Here is a 19,859-nt window from a genome sequence, read left to right as displayed (position 1 = left end):
CTCCTCGTCGGCAGCGGTCAGCGGCCCAGCCGCGCGGCCAGACCCGGGTAGACCCGCAGCGCATTCTCACTCATGACCTTCGCGCGGTCCGCATCACTCAGCGACGCCGCCTCGAGGTAGCGCAACGTGTCGTCCCACTCGATGCCGGTCGCCGGGTCGGCGCCTCGCACCGCACCCAGCATCTCCGAGGCGAAGAGCACGTTGTCGGCCGGGACGACGTCGAGCAGGAGGTCGATGCCCGGCTGGTGGTACACGGCGGTGTCGAGGAAGACGTTGCGCCACAGGTCCGCGGGGTCCTGCCAGCCGTTGCGCATCGCCAGACCGCGGAAGCGGCCCCAGTGATAGGGCACCGCGCCCCCACCGTGCGGGATGACCAGGCGTAGCGCCGGGAACCGCTCGAAGAGGTCGGACTGGAGCAGCTGCACGAAGACACTGACGTCGGCGTTGAGGTAATGCGCACCCAGCGTGTGGAAGTTGGGGTTGCACGCCGTGGAGACGTGGACCATCGCCGGAGCGTCGAGCTCCTCGAGCACCTCGTACACAGGGAACCACGACTCATCGGTGATCGGCTTGCCGGCCCAGGTGCCCGAGGGGTCGGGGTTGAGGTTGACCCCCACGAAGCCGAGCTCGTCGACGGTGCGGCGGATCTCGGTGACGACGCCGTCGATGTTGCCCGCCGGCGTCTGCGGCAGCTGGGCCACCGGCGCGAACGTCGTCGGGTAGAGCTCGGCGATGCGGTGCACCAGGTCGTTGGACGCGCGCGCCCATGCGGTGGCGGTGTCGGCATCGGCTACGTGGTGCTCCATGCCGGACGCCTTCGGCGAGAAGATCATGACGTCGCCGCCCCGCTCTCGCAGCACCCGGAGCTGGTTGGCCTCGACGCTCTCGCGCAGCTCGTCGTCGCTGATCGGCGACATCAGCGGAGAGACGCCACCGGATGCCAGGGCTGCCAGCTGGGCGTCGCGGAACGCCTGGAGCTGGCCGGGCGCGGTCGTGTAGTGCCCGTGGATGTCGATGATCACGAGTCGGTCTCCTTGACCCAGTCGGCGTAGTCGACGTAGCGCGCACCGGCCCTCTCGAGCAGCGGGCGCATGTTGTTGACGTCGAGCGCGATCTCACCGGCCTCGTACCGTGACCGCGCGAGCGCCTCCTTCTCCTCGCGCGCGTGGGATGCGGCGAGGACCTCCGCAGCCCGGAGCCGGGCGACGACCACGACTCCGTCGTCGTCGGCGACGATCACGTCACCGGGCGAGACGATCCGTCCGGCGATGCTGATGGGGACGTTGACGTCACCGAGCGTCCCCTTGACGGTGCCCTCGGCGGAGACCGCCTTGGACCACACCGGGAAGCCCATCTTGTTGAGGTCCGCCACGTCGCGGACGCCGGCCTCGATGATCAGCCCACGTACTCCTCGCGCCTTGAGCGAGGTGGCGAGCAGGTCTCCGAAGTAGCCCATGTCGCAGGGAGCCGTCGGCGAGACGACGAGGACGTCGCCTTCGCCGCACTGCTCGACGGCGACCCCGATCATCGTGTTGTCACCAGGAGCGACCGTCGCGGTGACCGCGTTGCCGGAGATGCGGACCCCCCGCTGGACCGGATTGATGTGCGAGCCGAGCAGGCCGGAGCGACCCTGCGCCTCGTGCACCGTGGCGACGCCGAAGCCGCCCAGCGCGTCCGCCACCGCGCGGTCGGCGCGGGGCGGGTTGGTGACGATGAGGCCGCTCAACGGACGGCTCCGCCGGGCTGGCCGATCAGGGCGGGCATCATCGAGACGTGGATGGCGTCCTCGTCGGTCTCGCCGGCGAGCACCCGGATGGCGTGGTCGACCTGGTCGATGCCGTAGCGGTGCGTGGCCAGCTTCTCCAGGGGGAAGCGGTGGGAGGCCAGCTGCGCGACGGCGAGCTCGCACGCGTTGAACGAGTGGCCGCGCGCGGACTTGATCGTGATCGCCTTCTCGGTGATCTTCTTGACCGGGAAGTCGGGGAACGCCGCGAGCTCACCCTGGATGAGCAACGTGCCCCCACGTCGCTTGAGCACGTCGACGCCGAGCAGCACGGGAGCCGTGCCCGCGCGTGAAGTGCAGTCGAGCACATGGTCGAGACCGCGACCGCCGGTGAGGTCCATGACCTTCTCCCGCGGGTCCTCGGTCATCACGTCGATGACGGCGTCGGCGCCGAGCTCCATGGCCAGCTCGAAGCGAGCCTTGTCGCGCGTGGTGCCGGAGACGATGACCTGGGCGGCACCGGCCGTCTTGGCGGCGACGAGCTGGGCGAGGCCCTGCTGACCGGGGCCCTGGATCAAGACGGTGTCGTTGTAGCCGACGCCGGCGGTGAGCAGCGCCCACTCGATGCCGTTGGACAGCGGCATCACCAGGCCGGCCTCTTCGGCGGTGATGCTGTCCGGGATCTTGTGGAGGACAGCGTTCCAGGGCAGGTACATGTACTCCGAGAAGCCGCCCCACAGGGTCCCCTCGAAGCCGGTCGAGGTGTAGCCGAAGCGGCGCGCGTCCGGGTTCGTGCGCCAGTCGGTGGCCTCGCAGTGGCGGTACTCGCCGATGCGGCACCATTCGCAGTTGAAGCACGCGACGTAATGCTCGACGAAGACGCGGTCGCCCTCCTGCAGGCCGTGGCGCTCCTTGAACCTCTCGCCGGCCTCGGCGATCACGCCGACGTTCTCGTGGCCCATGATGACCTCCCCCTGAGTCGCGGGGCTGGTCGGCGGGGTGGAGTAGAGCTTGACGTCCGTGCCGCAGATGCCGGCGACCTCCACCTCGAGCAGAGCAGACTCGGCGTCGATCCGCGGCCTGTCGAACTCGCGCATCTCGGTCGTGCCGGGTGCGGTCCGGACCGCCGCGAGCACCTTGTCGGTCATCGATTCTCCCTCGCCGCAAACCATCATTGGCAGAATGGTCTGACCAGCATATCATCGGGCCATGAGGCGGGTCACTGACTCACCTCCAACGGCCCATCTGCCCGAGATCCGCTGCGCCGCCCGCGAGGAGCCCCATGCCCGAGCTGCTGACCCTGACCCGCCCGCAGGGCGCCAACCGAGCCCTTGTCGATGGTGAGATCGACCTTCCGGGCTACTCGTTGGCGTTCGCCGACGAGCCGGTGCTGGTCAAGGGCTTCCGCAAGATGGTCCGCGGTCTCGAGTACGACATCGCCGAGATGGCGCTCACGACGTACCTGACCGCCAAGGAGCACGGCGCCGCCTTCACCGCCCTCCCGGTCTTCCTCGTCCGCGGCTTCCACCACGGCAAGATCCAGGTGCTGCGCGACGGCTCGATCAGCACGCCGAAGGATCTGGCCGGGGCCCGGGTCGGCGTCAACCGGGGCTACACCGTGACCGCAGGCGTCTGGGCGCGTGCGGCGCTCGCCGAGCACGGGCTCGACCTCGACTCGGTCACCTGGATGCTCTCGGGCGACGAGCACGTGGCGACGTACGTCCCTCCGACGAACGTCGTTCCCGCGCCCAAGGGCCGCTCGCTCGAGGAGATGCTGCTCGCCGGTGAGCTGGACGCGGTCGTCAACGCCGGGATCGAGCACCCCGACGTCGTGCCGCTCATCCCGAAGCCGACCGAGGCGGGGATGAGGATGCTTCTCGAGCGCGGGATCTTCCCGATCAACCACCTCGTGGTCGTGAAGGACTCGCTGCTCGCGGAGGACCCCGACCTCTCGGTCGCGCTCTTCGAGGCGTTCGCGGAGGCGAAGCGTCGCTACGTGCAGAAGCTGGGTCGCGGCCTCGTGGAGAGCAAGGACGACCGGCTGCTCGGCCGGATCCTGGCCGAGACGGGGGCGGACCCGCTCCCCTACGGGCTCGAGGCGAACCGAAAGGTGCTCACCGAGCTGCTCAAGCATGCCCGCGCCCAGCACATCCTGACCGGCTCCCTCGCACTGGAGGACGTCTTCGTCGCCAACACGCTGCGCCTGCACGACTGACAGTCGTCAACCCGTCCGGGACAGGTCAGCAGACCCGGCGCAGGCCGCTGCCGGCCTCGTAGACGCGCGCGCTCCCGGTCGGCACCACGAGCGCCGAGGCGTCGTCGTCGCTGAGGCCTTCGAGCAGCTGGGCGAGCATGCGGAGCGTGTTGCCGTGCGAGACGACCAGGACGGTGTGGCCCGCGTCGAGGGCGGGGAACAGCTCGTCGTCGACGTACGGTCGCAACCGCTCGCGTACGTCGGACAGGCTCTCGGCCCTGCCGTCGGCGTCGACGGGCGGCCGGGCGTCGATGCCACGCCGCCAGCGGGCGACGCGAGCGGCGCCGTAGCGCTCGGCGGCCTCGGCGCGCGGCATCCCCTGCAGGGCGCCGTAGTGGCGTTCGTTGAGCCGCGCGGTGCGCAGGACCGGAGCGTCGGGAACCCCGCACGCGTCCAGGATGAGGTCCGCGGAGTCGCGCGCGCGAGCGAGCAACGACGTGTGCGTGACGTTCGGCGAGATCCCGTTCGCGCGCAGCCGGACGCCGGTCGAGCGGGCCTCTTCTCGGCCGGCCTCGGTGAGCGCGACGTCGGCCCAGCCCGCGAACCGGTCGGCCGCGTTCCACGCGCTCTCACCGTGGCGGGCCAGGACGAGCATCAGTGCCGCCCGAGGAAGTCCAGCACCCGCCGCTGGGACGACTCCGGGGTCTGCTCGGCGACCGGCACGTCCCAGTACTCGTTGTCGGGCAGGCACTCCTGCAGATAGCGCGCAGCGGAGCGGGTGTGGGAGAGATCCTCACCCGGGACGATGAGCGCCGGGACGTCGAGGACCTGCAGGTCCTCGGGCTCGGGGCCGGGCACGGTGTCGCGGTCGAAGAGGAGCCGAGCCGTTCCGCTGACGATGGTGGCGTAGCGGCCGGCATCGCGCCCGGCATAGCTCGCCGCGAAGGCGTCATCGGTGCGCAGCGCCGCCGCCCACGGGCCGACCCGTGGATCCTTGCTGAAGCCGGCGTCCGTCGAGCGGGCCAGCTCGACGACGGCCTGCAACCCGTGTTCCGCGACGAAGCCGAGGTGCTGGGTGAAGCGGCGCTGTTGAGCGGCGCGGTAGGTCACCCCACCGGCCGGGGAGAACAGGACCATCGAGCGCACGCGCTGCGGGTGGGCGACCGCGAGCAGGGCGGCGGTCGAGCAGCCGACACAGCCGCCCATCGCGTGGGCGTCCTCGATGCCGAGGTGGTCGAGCAGGGCGACGGCCTGGGCGACGTACTTGTCCCAGGACAGCCGTTCGAGCCGGCCACCCGACCGCCCGGACTCGCGCCGGTCGAAGACGATGCAGGTGTAGCTCTGCGAGAGGGCGGGGATGAAGCCGAGATCCTTGTACCGGCCGAACGTCGTCCAGTTCTCGAGGCTCGAGTCGAACCCGCCGGGGCTGAACATGAGAACAGCCGGCCCGCTGCCGATGCTCTCGTAACGGGTGGGGATGCCGTCGAGGTCGACGATGGGCACGGCTGCTCCTCTGTGTCTGGTGCTCTACTTCTGTCCGCGGAGCTTCCGGGCGCCGCGGATGTCGGAGGCGCACTCGACGAGCGCGTCGTAGGCCACCTTCGCGACGTTGGCGTAGGTGTCGGGCTCCTTGTCGACGTTGCCCGCGTCGTAGCCGATCGCGGCCGTGACCATGCGGATCCGGCCGTCCAGCCAGGGGCCGCCGCCGAAGCCGCCGAGCACCGGGATGTCCACGGCATCGACCACCACCGGGCCGACGACCGGACCGGAGTTGGTGAAGTTGAGCGCAACGGCGCCGGCCGCCTCGAGCCGTTTGGCCTCGGTGACGAGCTGCTCCAGCATCTCGTCCGGGACCTGGGCGCTGCTGGCGGCGGAGTACTCGATGCCGTACTTCAGCGACGTCTGGGGCGTGATGCCGAACTGCGGGAAGACCGGGATGCCCGCACGCGTGATCGCCTCGACTGCCTCGGGGTGCTGCGAAGCGCCGTCGAGCTTCACCAGGTCGACACCGGCCTCCTTCACCAGTCGGACGGCGGCCCTGACTGCGGTCGCAGTGCCCTCCTGGAGCGGCCCGAACGGGAAGTCGGCACTGAGCAGGGCTCTCTGCACCCCGCGGCGCACCGCCTTGGCGACGACCAGCAGCTCGTCCAGCGTGATCTCGAGCGGGTGGGCCTGGCCCCACAGGTTCACCCCGACCGTGTCGCCGACCGAGACGATGTCAGCGCCGGCGCGGTCGGCCAGCTGCGCCATCTGGTAGTCCCAGGCGACGAAGCAGACACTCTTCTCACCCGCGGCCTTCATCGCTCGGAGCGACGGAACGGTGACCTTCGGCGTCGTCCCCATGCTCATGCCCGGGTCGCTCGGAGCAGCTCGACGAGGTCGTCCTCCTCGGCCGGGACCAGCAGGATCCGGGCGTGGGGACGGAGGTGGAAGAGCGCCTCGCTGGTGAGGGCACCGGGTGTGACGACCAGGCCGGCCGTCATGATGCCGCGGACCTTGCAGGCGGCACCGATCGTGCCGACGGCCTCAGCGTTGGAGCCGTCCACCGACACCAGGACGACGGTGTTGCTGTCGTCGAGCGCATCGGCCAGCTCGACCGACTCTCCGGCTGTGGTGACGAGAGTCAGCCCCGGGTCGGTGACGCTGTAGAACCGGGCCTGGCCCCACTCCATCGAGGCCGTGCGACGCACGATCTCCTCGGCTGCGGGGTCGAGCGCGATGACCCTCGTGTTGCGTGTCGCCGCGAGCGGGTAGTCGATGCGGAACGCCGCCTCCTTGGCGGTGGTGGCCTCGGCGCAGGCGCTGACGCCGGCCGGGATCGAGAGCTGTTTGGCCACGGTGACTCAGACCGTGGTCTGGGGGACGCCCGGCTTGGCGATCATGGCCTCGCCGATCCCCTCGACGAAGGACTGGTCGGCGGGCAGCACGATGGCGACCGAGCGCACCTTCTGGTCCTGGGGCCGGTTCCCGACCGGCTCGGTGCCTTCCTGCAGCGCCAGCGCGGCCTTACGGAGCTTCTGACGGGCCTTGATGATGCCGGCGTCGGTGGCGACGAGGCGCTCCTTGGTCCGGTCGACGATCGGACCCATGGACTCCTGGAGCGAGGAGTCCTGCAGCGCGATGCCCTCGATGCCCGAGTACGTCTCCCCGCGGCGCTGGGCCTCCCGGTCCATCAGGTAGTCGTTGTCCTTGTTGGCGAGCGGGCGGTAGGCCGCGTCGTTGGCGCTGTGGACACCCTTGCCGGCCCGCATGGCGGCAACCTCGGTCTCGGTGAGCTCGCGGGTCGGGTGGTAGTCGAAGCTGTAGGCCCAGCAGTTCTCGTCGTCGATCGGCACCCAGAAGTGGCCGTGAACCGGGTGGTCGCCGCGCGGAGGCACCATGGTGAAGTTCGGAAGCACCCACGGCGTCACGCGCCAGTAGTAGTGCCCTTCCTCGGCGTTGCGGCGGGCGCCGATGAGCAGGCCGCCCTCGGAGTCGACGACCTCGAAGAACGGCTTGAGATCACCCTTGTTGTACTCGTTGCCCTTCGACCCCTGGAAGAGCGGGTCGCTCTCCAGGTTTCCGCCGTGCAGGAACGTGACGTGGCTGGAGTCGATGCCGCCCTCTAGCGCCTGGAGCCAGTTGCACTCCTGGAGACGCTTGGACGTGAACGCCTGTCCGTCCGGGACCGTGTAGGCCTCCCACTCCGGCAGCGGGGGCTGCTTCGCGGGGTCCCCGAGGTAGGCCCAGAGCACGTCACCGCGCTTCACCATCGGGTACGACTTCAGCTTCACGTTGGCGCAGAAGTTGCTGGTCTCCGGCTCGCTGGGGACCTCGATCGCCTGACCGGTGTAGTCGTACTTCCAGCCGTGGTAGGGGCAACGCAGCCCGCCCTGCTCGTTGCGTCCGAACCACAGGGAGACACCGCGGTGTGCGCAGAACTCGTCCATCAGCCCGTAGTTGCCGTCGGAGTCGCGGATGGCGATGAGCCGCTCCGAGAGGATCTTCACCCGGACCGGCGGGCAGTCGTTGTCCGGCAGCTCCTCGGCCAGGAGCACGGGCTGCCAGTAGCGACGGAAGAGCTCACCCATCGGCGTACCGGGGCCCGTCTGGGTGAGGAGTTCGTTGATCTCGGTGCGAAGCATCGTGGGTTCCTTCCGGTCTGACGTATAACTATCAGACCATTAGACAGAAGGCAATGGGCGCGAGCCCGCCGAACAAGGGGCGCTATAAGACGGCGGGAGTCAGGGCTGCGTGGGCGGAACGTCGACCGTCAGGCCGTCCAGGTCCTCGGTGAGCTCGATCTGACAGCCGAGCCGACTGCAGTCGCGTCGGTCCTCGACGCCCAGGTCGAGCAGGTCGTCCTCGAGGTCACCGGGCCCGCCGACGGTGGCCGTGAACTCGTCGCGGACCCAGACATGACACGTGGCGCAGGAGTTGTTGCCTCCGCACTCGCCGATGATGCCGGGCACTCCGTTGCGGAGGGCCGCGCTCATGACGTTCTCACCGACCGCCGCATCGACGATCCGCGTGTCGCCGTCACTGCCCACGTACACGACCTTCGGCACCCGAAAGCTCCTTCTCAACAGCCAATGGCCTAACCATTCTACCGAAGATGCGACCTGCGTCAACCGCCACGTGCTCATCGAGCCGAAGCGGCCTGGCCAGCGCGCGCGGGTGGTTCGGTGTCGGTCTGTCGGGTCATCGCCGGGGGCGCCACGACGCCGTCATGCAGCGGCCTCGGCTCGGATCTACCGACGTCGGCACGTCGCGCGGGACAGACCTCGGCAATTCAGGTCCGGTGGTGGATGGCGACCGCAGCTCACATCAGGCAAATCCTGCAACCGGATCCCGACGAATCAGTCCGTGGACAGGCGCACGTACATGCCTCGCATCCGCCTTTCCCGCCATGAGATATCGCTATCCAGGCGGCGTGCGGCTGAGGAGTCTGGCCCGCCGGGCCGCGACATGCCGACTCTGTGTCGGGACGGATCTATGGCTGGCCGATAAGTTTGGGCTGCTGCGCGGGTCTACCTACCGACATCACCTGACTCGAAGGGATCACCCCGATGGCAAAGGTCATCTCCACGCTGTTCATCTCGGCCGACGGTGTGGCCGAGATCGACCCCGATTGGCACTTCCCGTACTTCGACGAGAACATGGGCCGCGCCGTAGGCGAGGACTATGACACCGCTGACGTGCTGCTCATCGGCCGTGAGACCTACGACAGCTTCGCCGGAGCCTGGCCCGACCGCGAGGCCGCGGGTGGGGACGACGCACCGTTCGCCAAGCAACTCGGGGACGTGCGCAAGGTGGTCGTCTCGCGCCAGCCGCTGGAGTTCTCGTGGCGCAACTCAGAGCTGATCCAGGGCGATCTCCTCGGTGCCGTCACCTCACTCAAGGCCGATGCCGGCGTCAAAGGCATCCTCATCCCCGGGTCGATCTCCGTGGTGCAGCAACTGCTCGCCGCGGGGCTGGTCGATGAGCTGCGCCTGCTGGTGCATCCGGTGGCGGCGCGTAAGGGCCGCAAGCTGTTCGACGACGGCGACCTGCCATACCACTTCAGCTTGTCGGCGACGGAGGTGTTTCCGACGGGCGTTATCCGCGTGATCTACTCGCCGGTCGCGGCACCCGCCAAGGTCGGCTACGACGAGGTCAAGGACCAGGTACCCGCAGGAGAATAGCCGCCTTCGCGGGGAGGGTGGCCGGCATCCCGTCGGCGCGTAGCACCCGGGTGGTTCCGACAGGGAATATCGGTCGCCCCAACGAAGGTTCAAGGCTAACGTGATCGCCATGTTCGGCACCGTCGGCTCTGTGCTGCCCGCAGGTTTCCACCTGCCGGGCGCCGCTGGCGTGTGCGCGTGGCTGGCTGATACCCGAGGCTGACCCTCCTCCCGCTCCGGCAGAACCACGGAGGAGGGTGGCCCGGTGCTCCGGCGCTGCCCCCCACAGGCGCGCCGCGACATGCGGTTCTGGCGCGGTTTCCGCGGAGTGGCACCCGCCCGCGTTCGTCATCAGCCAACTCGTTCCCAGCGTGGAGTTCCATCATGGCCAAGAGCCAGTTCGTGCGCGCGAAGCCGCACCTCAACATCGGCACGATGGGTCACGTCGACCACGGCAAGACGACCCTGACGGCCGCCATCACCAAGGTTCTCGCCGACCGCGACCCCGCCGTCAACCGGTTCGTGTCCTTCGACGGCATCGACCGGGCGCCGGAGGAGGTAGCGCGCGGCATCACCATCAACATCGCCCACGTCGAGTACGAGACCGCGACCCGGCACTACGCCCACGTGGACATGCCCGGCCACGCCGACTTCGTGAAGAACATGATCACGGGGGCGGCGCAGGTCGACGGGGCAATCCTGGTCGTCTCCGCGCTTGACGGGGCAATGCCGCAGACCCGCGAGCACGTGCTGCTCGCTCGGCGGGTCGGCGTGCCCTACCTGGTGGTGGCGATGAACAAGGCCGACGCGGTCGAGGACCCGGAACTGCTCGACCTGGTCGAGCTCGAGGTCCGGGAGCTTGTGTCCGAGTACGGGTTCCCCGGCGACGAGGTGCCCGTCGTACGGGTGTCGGCGCTGCGGGCTCTCGAGGGCGACCCGCGCTGGGTGTCGTCCATCGTGGAGCTGCTCGACGCTGTCGACCGATACGTTCCGGTGCCACCCCGCGAGCTCGGCGAGCCGTTCCTGATGCCGATCGAGAACGTGCTGACGATCTCCGGGCGGGGAACCGTGGTGACCGGCGCGATCGAGCGGGGCGTCCTGCGCGTCGGCGAACCGGTGGAGGTCGTCGGCCTCGGCCCGACGCTGTCGACCGTGGCGACGGGGCTGGAAACCTTCGGCAAGTCGCTGGCGACCGCCGAGGCCGGGGACAACGCCGCCGTACTGCTGCGTGGGATCAAGCGCGACCAGGTGCAGCGGGGTCAGGTGGTGGCGCTGCCGGGCAGCGTCACGCCGCACCAGCGGTTCCGGGCCAGGCTCTACGCGCTGACCCCGGCGGAAGGTGGGCGCCACACACCGTTCTTCGCCAACTACCGGCCGCAGTTCTACTTCCGTACGACGGACGTGGTCGGGTCGGTGGACCTCGGTGACGTGACGATGGTCGTGCCGGGTGACACCGTTGACCTGTCGGTGGAGCTGGGCAAGCCGATCGCGATGGATGTCGGGCTCGGATTCGCGGTTCGGGAGGGTGGCCGCACGGTGGCCGCCGGCACGGTGACCGAACTGCTCGACTGAGGTGCGTGGAGGGGCCCCTTGCCCCACAAGGGGCCCCTCCCGTGCGGGCTGCCCGGCGAGCAGCAGGCGATGCTCGTGGAAGCAGACAAGGAACCCGGCCTGCCACGGGTCATTGGTTGTCACCTCCGTGCCAGGAGCGCCAGAGGGCGGCGTAGGCGCCACCGGCGCGGACGAGGTCGTCGTGGCTGCCGAGTTCGGTGATCCGGCCGTCCTCGATCACTGCCACCCGGTCGGCGTCGTGCGCGGTGTTGAGACGGTGCGCGATGGCGATCACGGTACGACCGGTGACTACGGCGGCGAGCGCCCGTTCGGTGCGCCGAGCGGTTGTCGGATCGAGCGCGGCGGTCGCCTCATCGAGGATCAGCGTGTGCGGGTCGGCGAGCACGAGCCTCGCCAGCGCGAGCTGTTGGGCGTCGGCGGCAGCGAGTGCGCGGGCGCCGTCGCCGACTTGCGTGTCGAGGCCCTCGGGCAGGTCGGCATGCCAGTCGGCGCCCACGGCGGCCAGTGCGGAGCGCATCTGCTCGTCGGTCGCGTCGGGGGCGGCGAAGGCGAGGTTGTCGCGTAGCGAGCCGATGAAGACGTGGTGCTCCTGGGTGACGAGGGCGATCCGGCGGCGCCGCTCGGCCGGGTCGAGGTCGGTGATCGGGTGGCCATCGAGGCTCACCACACCCTCGCGCGGCGCGTCGATTCCGGCGAGCAACCGCGCGAGGGTGGACTTCCCGGCACCCGACGGGCCGACGATGGCGAGGCGTTCGCCAGGGCGCATCTCGAGGTCGATCCCGTGCAGCACATCGCGGCCGTCGGCATACGAGAATCTCGCGCCGCGCACCACGAGCCGCCCGGACGGCGGGCCCGCCGTGCCGCGCGGTTCCGGTATCCCGATTGTGGCCGGGGCGGCCGTGACGGAGCCGGATCGGTTCTCCGGTTCGGTCTTCTGGCCGACACCGAGCACGCGGGCGAACGAGGCGAGGCCTCGTTGCGCCTGCTCCACCCACTGCAGCAGCCGGTCCAGGGGATCGATCGCCTGCTGGAGATAGAGCGCGGCAGCGACCACCTCGCCGAGCGTCACCATTTCTCGGGTCAGGAAGAACCCGCCGATGAGCAGCACCGCGGCGATCGGAAGCGCGTAGCTCGCCTCCACCACCGGGAAGAAGACGGACCGGAGGGCCAGGGTCGCCCGGCGGGTGGCCCACACCTGGCCGATGCGCTGCGTGCCGTACGCGGTGCGGTCGGCGCCAAGACGGAGCGCCTCGACGGTGCGGGCGCCCTCCGCGGTCGTGGTGAGCGCCTCGGTCAGGTCGGCGGTCGCCGCCCCCTCGGCGAGGTACGCCGGCCGGGCGCGACGCAGGTACCAGCGGCTGACCGCGAAGATCGACGGTAGCCCGATCAGGGCGACCAGGCCGAGCAGCGGGTGCAGCAGGAAAATCGCGCCGAACAGGAGCGCCAGTTGTGTCGAGGCGATGACGATGACGGGCACCACGTCTCGGACGGTGGTCCCGACGGTCGTCACATCAACCGAGCTGCGGGTGGCAAGCTCGCCGGTGCCGGCGCGTTCGACGACGGAGACGGGCAGGTCGAGCGCCCGCGAGACGAACTCCTCGCGCAGCCGGGCGACGGCACGCTCGCCGAATCGGTGGCCTGCGTACTGGGCGTACCTGGCGAGCAGCCCTTGGGCCAGCACGCATCCGCCGATCGCGAGCGCCAGGCGGTCCACGGCGCCGGCACCGGCGCCGGCGCCGACCTCGTCCACGATCCTGCCCAGCAGCCGTGGTGCGGCGAGGCCGGCGACAGCGGCGGCGCCGTGCAGGAGCAGGACGATGGCGACCGCGCGGCGGTCCACGGCGATGAGGTTCAGCGCGGCCCGGCGGACGGTGGCCCGGTCCGCGACGGGGAGCCCGGTCACCGTACCGCTCCGTCGATGTCGGCGGACTCGCTGTCCCGGGACACCAGCGCCCGGTAGCTCGGGTCCTGTTCGAGCAGCTCGAGGTGGGTGCCGGCGGCCACGATCCGGCCTTCGCGCAGGTGCGCGACCGTGTCGGCGCACCCGAGCAGCAGCGGCGACGTAGCCAGCACGATCGTGGTTCGTCCGGCCCGCGCCGCCCGGAGTCGCTGCCCGATGCGCGCCTCGGTGTGCGCGTCCACGGCTGACGTCGGGTCGATGAGGATCAGTACGTCCGGTTCGGCGAGCAGTGCCCGGGCGAGGCGTATGCGTTGTCGCTGGCCGCCGGAAAGGGTTCGGGCCCGTGTGCCGATCGGCGCGGCGAGCCCGTCGGGCAGGGCATCGACGACGTCCTCAGCGGACGCGGCATGCAGGGCCGCTCTGATGTCGGCGTCGCCGGTGCCCGCCCGGGTACGCAGAATCTCCCGCAGCGTCCCGGCGAAGAAGTAGGAGTCGTGGTCGGCGACGAGGATCCGAGCCCGTACCTCGTCGAGCGCGATCCCGTCCAGCGGTACGCCGCCCCAGGTCACGTCGCTGGCGACGAACCGCCCGAGGCGGTCGGCCAGCGCGATGACCTCGGCCGGATCGTCGGCGGCGACGGCGAACAGCCGCCCGGCGGGTACCGTCAGCCCGGTGGCGGGATCGTGCAGTTCGGCGGGGCGGTCCGGCGCGGGCAGGACTTCCCTCCCACCGGCCCGCGCAGGCGGCGCGGCGTCGTCCGGGGTCAGGTTGAGCAGGGTGATGATCCGGCGGGCGGCGACCCGGCCCCTGATCACCTGGTAGCCGCCCTCCAGGAGGAACCAGACCGGCACGACGAGGATCGCCACGTACCCGTAGACGGCGACCATCTGCCCGATCGTGATGTCGCCGGCCGCGGCCATCCGCGCCGCCAACCACACCACGGCGGCCAGGAAGAGGCCCGGGATGACGATCGTCAGTGCCTCGATCCAGCTGTTCACGGCGCCGACCCGGTATCCCTCGGCCAGCAGGTTCTGGGAGCGCGCCGCGTACCTGCGGGCGAACAGCCCACGCCCGCCGACCCCGGCGAGTACGCGCAGCCCGGCCACGACATCCCCGGCGCGGGTGGTGAGGATGCCCTGCTGGTGCCGGTAGACCGACTCGACCCGTTCGAGGCGGCGCAGCAGCGGACCGACGACCATCACCATCGCGGGCACGCCGAGCAGCACGAAGAGCGCAAGGAACGGGGAAACCGACCACAGGACGACGGCGACGAACGCGTACGCGAGGACCGCTCCGACGCCCGGCCCGGTGATCGTCAGCACCGCCGACGTGTGCGTGATATCGGTGCCGCCGACGGTGGCGACCTCCCCGGCGGCGAGCTTGCGCGGCAGCACGGCGCCGATCCTGGACAGTTGACGCAGCAGGACGGCCGCGGAGCGGGCCGTGGCATCCTCCCGGACGAACGTCATCGTGCGGTGCCGCATGATGCCGAGGTACGCCAGGCCCACCCCCGCGACGACGATCGCGGCCACCCACCACAGCAGCGCCCGGTGATCGGATGCGCGCAGGCCATCGTCGATGGCGCGGGCGACGAGGTACGGCCGCACCGACAACCCGAGCATCCAGGCCGTGCCGATCAGGCTGCCGCGCAGCACCCGCCACGGCTGACAGCGGACCAGCCACCACATGTACCACATCGGCCCCCTCGTATCCGGCACGCCAGGCTCGGGATGAGGGAGCTGCGGGGGCACTGGTCCAGGTTACCGATCAAGCTCGCGCCGCGAGCGCCCCTGCACCTCATCGCAGCATGGCGTCCGGTGTTGGCGTCCATCTCAACATGTGGAGGAGGGACACACCGCGTCAAGTTTCTTTCCTACGCTTCCCGCCATGCTCACTAATCGATAGATGGGAGTATGTATGGGTCTCCATGCAAGGTTGCGACGAAGGAGCCTCGCTGCGGCGGTGGCGACTGCGGTCGTCGCGCAGCTGGCGATCTTCGCCGGCGAAGCATCGGCAGGTGGGCGTCTCTGGGAGGCGGAGGTCGCAAAGATTCCCGCCGCCGAATACACGCGGGATGCCAAGGTCTCCGTCACCGAGTCCACCGAGGCGGTGCGCCCGTACGTGGGCAGCGGGCTGGGTGACAGCCGAATCGACCCGGTGCTGGCGGACGTCCGCAGCCGGTACTTCGACGGCGCCCGGCTCAAGAGCGCCAGCGAGGGCGAGGTCGCGTTCGACAACCTCAAGCAGCTGGAGTCGTTCCTCAAGAGCCGGCTCACCGGCGCCAGCCCGCCCAACGGGGAGGCCGAGCAGGCCCACGTGGTCGCGCTGGTGGGCACCCTCACCGGGGTGCGCCTGCTGGCGGACGCGGCGATCCAGGATGCCGAGGCGACGATCGGCCCGTTCCGGGCCAGCCCGCCGCCGGCGCCCGCCCCGGCCGGCCTGGCGGAGGCGTTTGCGGACCTCGCCGCGGCCAAGGTCAACCTGGCCAAGGCCGATGACATGCTCCGCAAGGCTAATCCGGAGCCGGCGACGATCCAGTCCGCCAATGCCTGGCGCAACGGCTTCAACGTGCTGACCCGGCTCGGCATCACCTACGACGGCGACCACGACGGCGACGGCGTGACCGACGTGGTGGAACTGCGCTTCGGAGCGAGCCCGCTGCTGGCCGACTCCGACGGCGACGGCCTCACCGACAAGTTCGAGATCTACCAGCTGACCGGCTGGACGAAAGCCAACAGCGCCGACAGCGACGGGGACGGGACCCCGGACGGGCAGGAGGACCTCGACAACGACGGCCTGACCAACCTGCGTGAGCAGGAGCTCGGCACCTCGCCGACGGAGCCGGACACCGACGGCGACGGCGTCACCGACGGCGACGAGGTCGCTCGTGGCACGAACCCCCTGGTGGCGGACCCGCGACCCGGCCCCCCGCTGGGCGGCGGCGCGCCACCGATCGTCCCCGCGCCGGATCTCACCGACACCGACGGTGATGGGCTGTCGGACGTCGAGGAGGAGGAGATCCTCACCGACGTCAACAACGTGGACAGCGATGGCGACGGCCTGTCCGACGGTGCGGAGGTCAACGACTGGGGGATCAACCCGCTCAACCCCGACTCCGACGGCGACGGGCTGCGGGATGACTACGAGTCGGTCCACGTCGACGACCAGGGCCTCGATCCTGGCCGACCGGACCAGCAGATCAGCAAGTGGACCTACGTCACCGACTTCCTGCTCGGGATGTTCGCCGGGGACTTCTCGCCGCGCGACTCGATGGCCTGGCTCGCGGGAAGCCTGTGCTCCGGCGGCCTCAGCGCGATCCCGGTGGTCGGCTGGATCCTCGGCGGCCTGGCCGACCTGCGCGACACCATCGCCGGGCTCATCCACGGTGACTGGGTCAGTGCGGGCCTGAGCATTCTCGGGGTCGTGCCCTACGTGGGTGACGCGATCGCGATTCCGGGCAAGGCGGCCCGCTTCGTCGTGCGCTACATCCACCGCCTGGACGAGACACTGCGGTTCGTCACGCGCTACGACAAGGTTCCGGACCTCGTCAAGGACGCGGCCCTCGAGCTGATCCTCGGCGAGACCTACGCCTATCTGCAGGGCGGAGACCAGACGTTCAACTTCGCCACGACGTCTGCCAGGTCACGCTTCAGCGATGCCGACATCCGCAAGCTGTCCAAGGGTGACCGCACCAAGTGGAAGTCGATCGAGGACGCGATGAAGCTGCCCAACCACACGTCGGGCGACCCGGTCAGGCCTCAGCGCAACGCCAAGGCCGGCGAGGCTGCCCTGGCCGGTCTCCTGCAGAACTGCGCCCCTCAGCATCTTGTGCCCACGCCGGGCTACCCGCGTGCCCGGTCGAAGCACCGCAAGGCCGACTGCGCCGAGACGGATGACGACGGCAACGTGACCCTGCACGAGGTCAAGACCGGCGTGCCCATGTGGATCGAGAGCTTGATCGACGAGTGCCTGAAGGACGCCTGGATCGTCACTCCCGAAGGCAAGGCCGTTCACAAGCAACAGAACATCAAGAAAGTACACTGGCACTTCCTCGCGCACGAGGGCTTCAACAGCATCGGCATCGCCCCTCCGCTGTTGGAGTGCCTGAAGAACAACAACATCGAATTCACGATTCACGCACCAAGCGGAGTCTGATGCAGTGAGCCTGGAAATGGGTGTCGTCCCGTCCGGGGCCGAGCTGAGCAGGGCGACCACCGTCGCCCTGCTCAGCAGGGTGCTCGGCAACGATCCGGATCTCCACGAGGGCGTTGCCGCCGGGGAGTACGCCGAGCTGATCTGGGACGGCGAGCGGATCAGCACTCAGTGGTTCGTCCATCCCGGCAGGACGGGGGTCAGCGAGCTGGTGGTGTCGATCGGGGACGCCTTCCCCCTACGGCCCGCCGCGGGATACCGGGCCGAGGTGACCCCGATCGTCGAGGTGTTGCAGGAACTGGCGCAGGTGACCGGCGCCCGGTTCATCGTCGAGGAGGGCGACGTCACGGGTGCGCCGCTCCGCCAGGTGCTCGACATGATCTCCCCGGGCGGGGACGCCACCACGCCCACCGGGATGGTCCTCAGCACCAGCACCGAGCCCCCCGAGGACTACCTGCGGCGCTACCTGGCCGCCGGGGACGAACGGCTCGCCTGGCTGCGTGACCAGGCCGCCCGGACCGGCGGACCGCAACGGCTCGACCATTCCCGCGACAGCCTGGCCCCGCTGTGGAGCTGGGCCATCGGCCACCTCCAGCTGCGCCCCACCGACGCTCCCCGGGAAAAGGTGATACTCGAGACCGGGGGCGTCTTCCAGCGCCCGAAGGACGCCGTCCTGCCGATGTGGTACGGACGCAGTCCGCTCATCGCTCCGGTCGCCTGGTCGGACGAGTCCCTCGCGCTGATCGACGCGGTCGCGTTCTACACGTTGGAGTGCGTACGCCGCACCCTGCCGGAGCTGACCTGGCAGGTGGGCCACCAAGAGCAGCGGGGATACCACCTTGAGGGCCTGCCGGTGCTGGCCGGGCGCGGCTTCGACCTGGAGCCGATCACCTCGCTACTCCCGATCGCCGGGAAGGTGCTCCGCCACCTGCGTAACCCCGAACCCGACGCCGCAGACCCGCGCACCCCGCCCGCCGGCGAGGACCTGCGGGACTGGTTCGACGCCGCCGTGGCGGAGCGCCGTTCAGAGCGTGTTTGAGATGGGGCCGATCAGGTCCAGGTGAGGCCGGAACGGCCGGCCAGGTGGTGGCCGGGTGCTAACGGCTGGGAGCTTCTGGTAGTCCTTTGCCCCCGTACCGGGCGCTGGCGTGGGGTGCCCGCCGGGCGAGGAAGTAGACCGCGCTGGCCACCACCCCCAGGGCGAGTACCTCGCCCAGGAACGCCCAGAGGCCACTTGCGATCCGCTCGTTCAACCAGAGCAGCCCGACCGCGATGGCCACCAACGGGTCAGTGACGGTGATGGTGGCCAGGGCCGGTGCCCCTACCGGTCCGGCCTGGTAAGCGTTTTGGCTCAACAGCACACCCACCGGACCGAGCACGATGACGGCGTAGATCTGCCATTGTCCGAACACGGCCAGTGGGGCCAGATGGAGGTGGGTCAGGCTGCTGATCAGTCCGGCGGTCACGCCGTAACAGATGCCGGCCGCAAGGGCCAACGGCAGCGGGCGCCACCGGCGATCCAGTCGCAACGCCGTCAGCAGGCAGAGCCCGACCGATACCGCCAGGACGAAGAGAAGCAGCACCGCGGGCCAGAACGAGTTGAGTCCCCGCCCGTAACCGGGGGTCGGCCGGGCGATCAGCAGGAAGGCGCTGAGCCCGAACAGACACAACGCCGACTCCACCAGCAACCCACGGTCGGGCCGGACGTGCCTGCTCGCGGCGAACAGCAGGACGTACCAGATCAGCCCGCTCACCAGCAGCGGTTGCACCAGGATCAGTGGCATCCGACTCAACGCGCCGACCTGGCAGGCGAACGCCATTGCCGCGAGCACCGCCGACCAGCGCCAGCCGGGCACGCCGAGCAGGTGTACCAGCAGCTGTGGCCGGCCGGCCCGCTCCTGCGGTACCTGCTGGGAGGCGCGGAACTGCAGCACTGACGACGCCCCGAACGCCGCGGCGGCGACGAGAGCCAGTGGCACCCCGACCGCCACCTGCCCCGCGCTACTCACCATGGGCCAACCGGCCAGACCACCTTGCCTCCTCTGGTGTCGCCACGCCAACGAACGACCCGGCACCGTGAGGGCGGTCAACGGGCCGGGCCAACGACGACAGCATCGCTCCTCCCCCACCCCCACCCGACAAGCCCGGATCCAGTGAGCCCCAAATTACCCGAGATGGGAGGAAACAACCGATAGTATGCCGCCTACCCCTACCTGAGCTGGACGCTTCTGGGTGGCGGTGGGGCTGGCTCCACAGGCGAGCGCACCAGCACCGTTCGCGGCCTTTCACGACCTGTTACCTGGCAGCCAGGGCGGATATCACGGATCGGTACGACATCCGTCGTCCCCGAACGCGACGTCGGGTTGCTTTTCCTCGGACCACGCCGGGTTGATCGACAACGCCAGTGCGGGCACCTGCCAGGCCATGGCGGCTCGTTCAAGCACCGGGAAATAGGGGCCCGGACGGCGGCCGGTGGGATGGCCCCGCAGGAAGTCGATGATTTCCTGCTGCACATCCCGCCGGTCGATCAGGGAGGCGTGCACGCCGACCAGCTCGACCAGCGGCACGGCCGACTCCGGCGGCAGCAAGGAGCGCGGGTCGCTGCGGGTTCACCTTTAGCCTGATAGCTCCCGGTTTCCTGATTCTCCCTGAATCCGCCGGGGCCGGGCGTGATCG

18 protein-coding genes are annotated in these 19,859 nt (G+C 69.9%); 5 read left to right on the top strand and 13 right to left on the bottom strand.

Going from position 1 to position 19,859, the window contains the following annotated elements; genetic code table 11:
- Positions 1–17: 17 nt before the first annotated feature.
- From ACNAVT_RS12315 to ACNAVT_RS12305, 3 genes are read right to left on the bottom strand one after another with little or no spacing between them, the layout of a single operon-like run.
- The gene (locus ACNAVT_RS12315; RefSeq protein ID WP_357444206.1) at positions 18–1,022 is read right to left on the bottom strand and encodes an amidohydrolase family protein; all 1,005 of its coding nucleotides are present in this window, start codon (positions 1,020–1,022) and stop codon (positions 18–20) included.
- A complete protein-coding gene (locus ACNAVT_RS12310; RefSeq protein WP_416295706.1) occupies positions 1,019–1,726 on the bottom strand; it encodes a 4-carboxy-4-hydroxy-2-oxoadipate aldolase/oxaloacetate decarboxylase in 708 nt (235 codons plus the stop codon). Before ACNAVT_RS12310 ends, ACNAVT_RS12315 begins: the two co-directional genes overlap by 4 nt.
- On the bottom strand, positions 1,723–2,871 hold the full coding sequence (locus tag ACNAVT_RS12305) for a zinc-dependent alcohol dehydrogenase (protein WP_357112278.1): 1,149 nt from the start codon (positions 2,869–2,871) through the stop codon (positions 1,723–1,725). Before ACNAVT_RS12305 ends, ACNAVT_RS12310 begins: the two co-directional genes overlap by 4 nt.
- Before the next feature lie 134 nt (positions 2,872–3,005).
- Here ACNAVT_RS12305 and ACNAVT_RS12300 point away from each other — a divergent pair, with 134 nt between their 5' ends.
- Positions 3,006–3,938: an ABC transporter substrate-binding protein gene (locus ACNAVT_RS12300; RefSeq protein WP_416295704.1), complete on the top strand. Its 933-nt coding sequence runs from the start codon at positions 3,006–3,008 to the stop codon at positions 3,936–3,938.
- Positions 3,939–3,963: 25 nt separating this feature from the next.
- On the opposite strand, the gene ACNAVT_RS12295 is transcribed toward ACNAVT_RS12300, so the two are convergent.
- From ACNAVT_RS12295 to ACNAVT_RS12270, 6 genes are all read right to left on the bottom strand, one after another.
- A complete protein-coding gene (locus ACNAVT_RS12295; RefSeq protein WP_416295702.1) occupies positions 3,964–4,572 on the bottom strand; it encodes a 2,3-bisphosphoglycerate-dependent phosphoglycerate mutase in 609 nt (202 codons plus the stop codon).
- Positions 4,572–5,420: an alpha/beta fold hydrolase gene (locus ACNAVT_RS12290; RefSeq protein ID WP_357444198.1), complete on the bottom strand. Its 849-nt coding sequence runs from the start codon at positions 5,418–5,420 to the stop codon at positions 4,572–4,574. Before ACNAVT_RS12290 ends, ACNAVT_RS12295 begins: the two co-directional genes overlap by 1 nt.
- Positions 5,421–5,444: 24 nt before the next feature.
- Positions 5,445–6,266, bottom strand: coding sequence for a 3-methyl-2-oxobutanoate hydroxymethyltransferase (locus tag ACNAVT_RS12285; protein ID WP_416295700.1), 822 nt, complete (start codon positions 6,264–6,266; stop codon positions 5,445–5,447).
- A complete protein-coding gene (locus ACNAVT_RS12280) occupies positions 6,263–6,754 on the bottom strand; it encodes a hypothetical protein (RefSeq protein WP_357444194.1) in 492 nt (163 codons plus the stop codon). Before ACNAVT_RS12280 ends, ACNAVT_RS12285 begins: the two co-directional genes overlap by 4 nt.
- A 6-nt stretch (positions 6,755–6,760) precedes the next feature.
- Positions 6,761–8,041, bottom strand: coding sequence for a Rieske 2Fe-2S domain-containing protein (locus ACNAVT_RS12275; RefSeq protein WP_357444192.1), 1,281 nt, complete (start codon positions 8,039–8,041; stop codon positions 6,761–6,763).
- Between the two features lie 99 nt (positions 8,042–8,140).
- On the bottom strand, positions 8,141–8,464 hold the full coding sequence (locus ACNAVT_RS12270) for a 2Fe-2S iron-sulfur cluster-binding protein (RefSeq protein WP_416295697.1): 324 nt from the start codon (positions 8,462–8,464) through the stop codon (positions 8,141–8,143).
- Positions 8,465–8,965: 501 nt separating this feature from the next.
- Between ACNAVT_RS12270 and ACNAVT_RS12265 the strand changes: the two genes are divergently transcribed.
- Together ACNAVT_RS12265 and tuf are read left to right on the top strand one after the other, a co-directional pair.
- Positions 8,966–9,580 carry a dihydrofolate reductase family protein gene (locus tag ACNAVT_RS12265; RefSeq protein WP_416295696.1) on the top strand — a complete coding sequence of 205 codons (615 nt, stop codon included), beginning with the start codon at positions 8,966–8,968 and terminating at the stop codon, positions 9,578–9,580.
- A gap of 363 nt (positions 9,581–9,943) precedes the next feature.
- On the top strand, positions 9,944–11,131 hold the full coding sequence (gene tuf / locus ACNAVT_RS12260) for an elongation factor Tu (RefSeq protein WP_416295694.1): 1,188 nt from the start codon (positions 9,944–9,946) through the stop codon (positions 11,129–11,131).
- 109 nt (positions 11,132–11,240) lie between these two features.
- Here the strand turns inward: tuf and ACNAVT_RS12255 are convergent, their stop codons facing one another.
- The gene (locus tag ACNAVT_RS12255) at positions 11,241–13,034 is read right to left on the bottom strand and encodes an ABC transporter ATP-binding protein (RefSeq protein WP_416295691.1); all 1,794 of its coding nucleotides are present in this window, start codon (positions 13,032–13,034) and stop codon (positions 11,241–11,243) included.
- Positions 13,031–14,728: an ABC transporter ATP-binding protein gene (locus ACNAVT_RS12250; protein WP_416295689.1), complete on the bottom strand. Its 1,698-nt coding sequence runs from the start codon at positions 14,726–14,728 to the stop codon at positions 13,031–13,033. The genes ACNAVT_RS12255 and ACNAVT_RS12250 overlap by 4 nt, the downstream gene beginning before the upstream one ends.
- 265 nt (positions 14,729–14,993) lie before the next feature.
- Here ACNAVT_RS12250 and ACNAVT_RS12245 point away from each other — a divergent pair, with 265 nt between their 5' ends.
- Both ACNAVT_RS12245 and ACNAVT_RS12240 read left to right on the top strand, forming a co-directional pair.
- A complete protein-coding gene (locus ACNAVT_RS12245; RefSeq protein ID WP_416295687.1) occupies positions 14,994–17,186 on the top strand; it encodes a hypothetical protein in 2,193 nt (730 codons plus the stop codon).
- A gap of 4 nt (positions 17,187–17,190) precedes the next feature.
- Complete coding sequence (locus tag ACNAVT_RS12240; RefSeq protein ID WP_416295686.1) at positions 17,191–18,222, top strand: hypothetical protein; 1,032 nt, start codon at positions 17,191–17,193, stop codon at positions 18,220–18,222.
- Positions 18,223–18,280: 58 nt separating this feature from the next.
- Here ACNAVT_RS12240 and ACNAVT_RS12235 read toward each other — a convergent pair whose 3' ends face one another.
- Together ACNAVT_RS12235 and ACNAVT_RS12230 are read right to left on the bottom strand one after the other, a co-directional pair.
- A complete protein-coding gene (locus tag ACNAVT_RS12235) occupies positions 18,281–19,195 on the bottom strand; it encodes a DMT family transporter (protein ID WP_416295684.1) in 915 nt (304 codons plus the stop codon).
- Between the two features lie 306 nt (positions 19,196–19,501).
- Positions 19,502–19,750 carry a hypothetical protein gene (locus ACNAVT_RS12230; protein WP_416295682.1) on the bottom strand — a complete coding sequence of 83 codons (249 nt, stop codon included), beginning with the start codon at positions 19,748–19,750 and terminating at the stop codon, positions 19,502–19,504.
- Between the last annotated feature and the right edge of the window lie 109 nt (positions 19,751–19,859).

Source organism: Micromonospora sp. SL4-19 (assembly GCF_047921475.1).
In the GTDB taxonomy this organism is placed as follows: Bacteria; Actinomycetota; Actinomycetes; order Mycobacteriales; family Micromonosporaceae; genus Micromonospora.
The sequence above is the reverse complement of the archived record's forward strand: the minus strand, read 5'-3'. Positions and strand labels throughout refer to the sequence as shown.

Excerpts from the sequence above, each read along its gene's own strand:
- ACNAVT_RS12235 (WP_416295684.1), bottom strand. The coding sequence starts at position 19,195 with ATGGTGAGTAGCGCGGGGCAGGTGGCGGTCGGGGTGCCACTGGCTCTC.
- ACNAVT_RS12265 (WP_416295696.1), top strand. The coding sequence starts at position 8,966 with ATGGCAAAGGTCATCTCCACGCTGTTCATCTCGGCCGACGGTGTGGCC.
- ACNAVT_RS12285 (WP_416295700.1), bottom strand. The coding sequence starts at position 6,266 with ATGAGCATGGGGACGACGCCGAAGGTCACCGTTCCGTCGCTCCGAGCG.
- ACNAVT_RS12275 (WP_357444192.1), bottom strand. The coding sequence starts at position 8,041 with ATGCTTCGCACCGAGATCAACGAACTCCTCACCCAGACGGGCCCCGGT.
- ACNAVT_RS12300 (WP_416295704.1), top strand. The coding sequence starts at position 3,006 with ATGCCCGAGCTGCTGACCCTGACCCGCCCGCAGGGCGCCAACCGAGCC.
- ACNAVT_RS12305 (WP_357112278.1), bottom strand. The coding sequence starts at position 2,871 with ATGACCGACAAGGTGCTCGCGGCGGTCCGGACCGCACCCGGCACGACC.
- tuf (WP_416295694.1), top strand. The coding sequence starts at position 9,944 with ATGGCCAAGAGCCAGTTCGTGCGCGCGAAGCCGCACCTCAACATCGGC.
- ACNAVT_RS12250 (WP_416295689.1), bottom strand. The coding sequence starts at position 14,728 with ATGTGGTACATGTGGTGGCTGGTCCGCTGTCAGCCGTGGCGGGTGCTG.
- ACNAVT_RS12295 (WP_416295702.1), bottom strand. The coding sequence starts at position 4,572 with ATGCTCGTCCTGGCCCGCCACGGTGAGAGCGCGTGGAACGCGGCCGAC.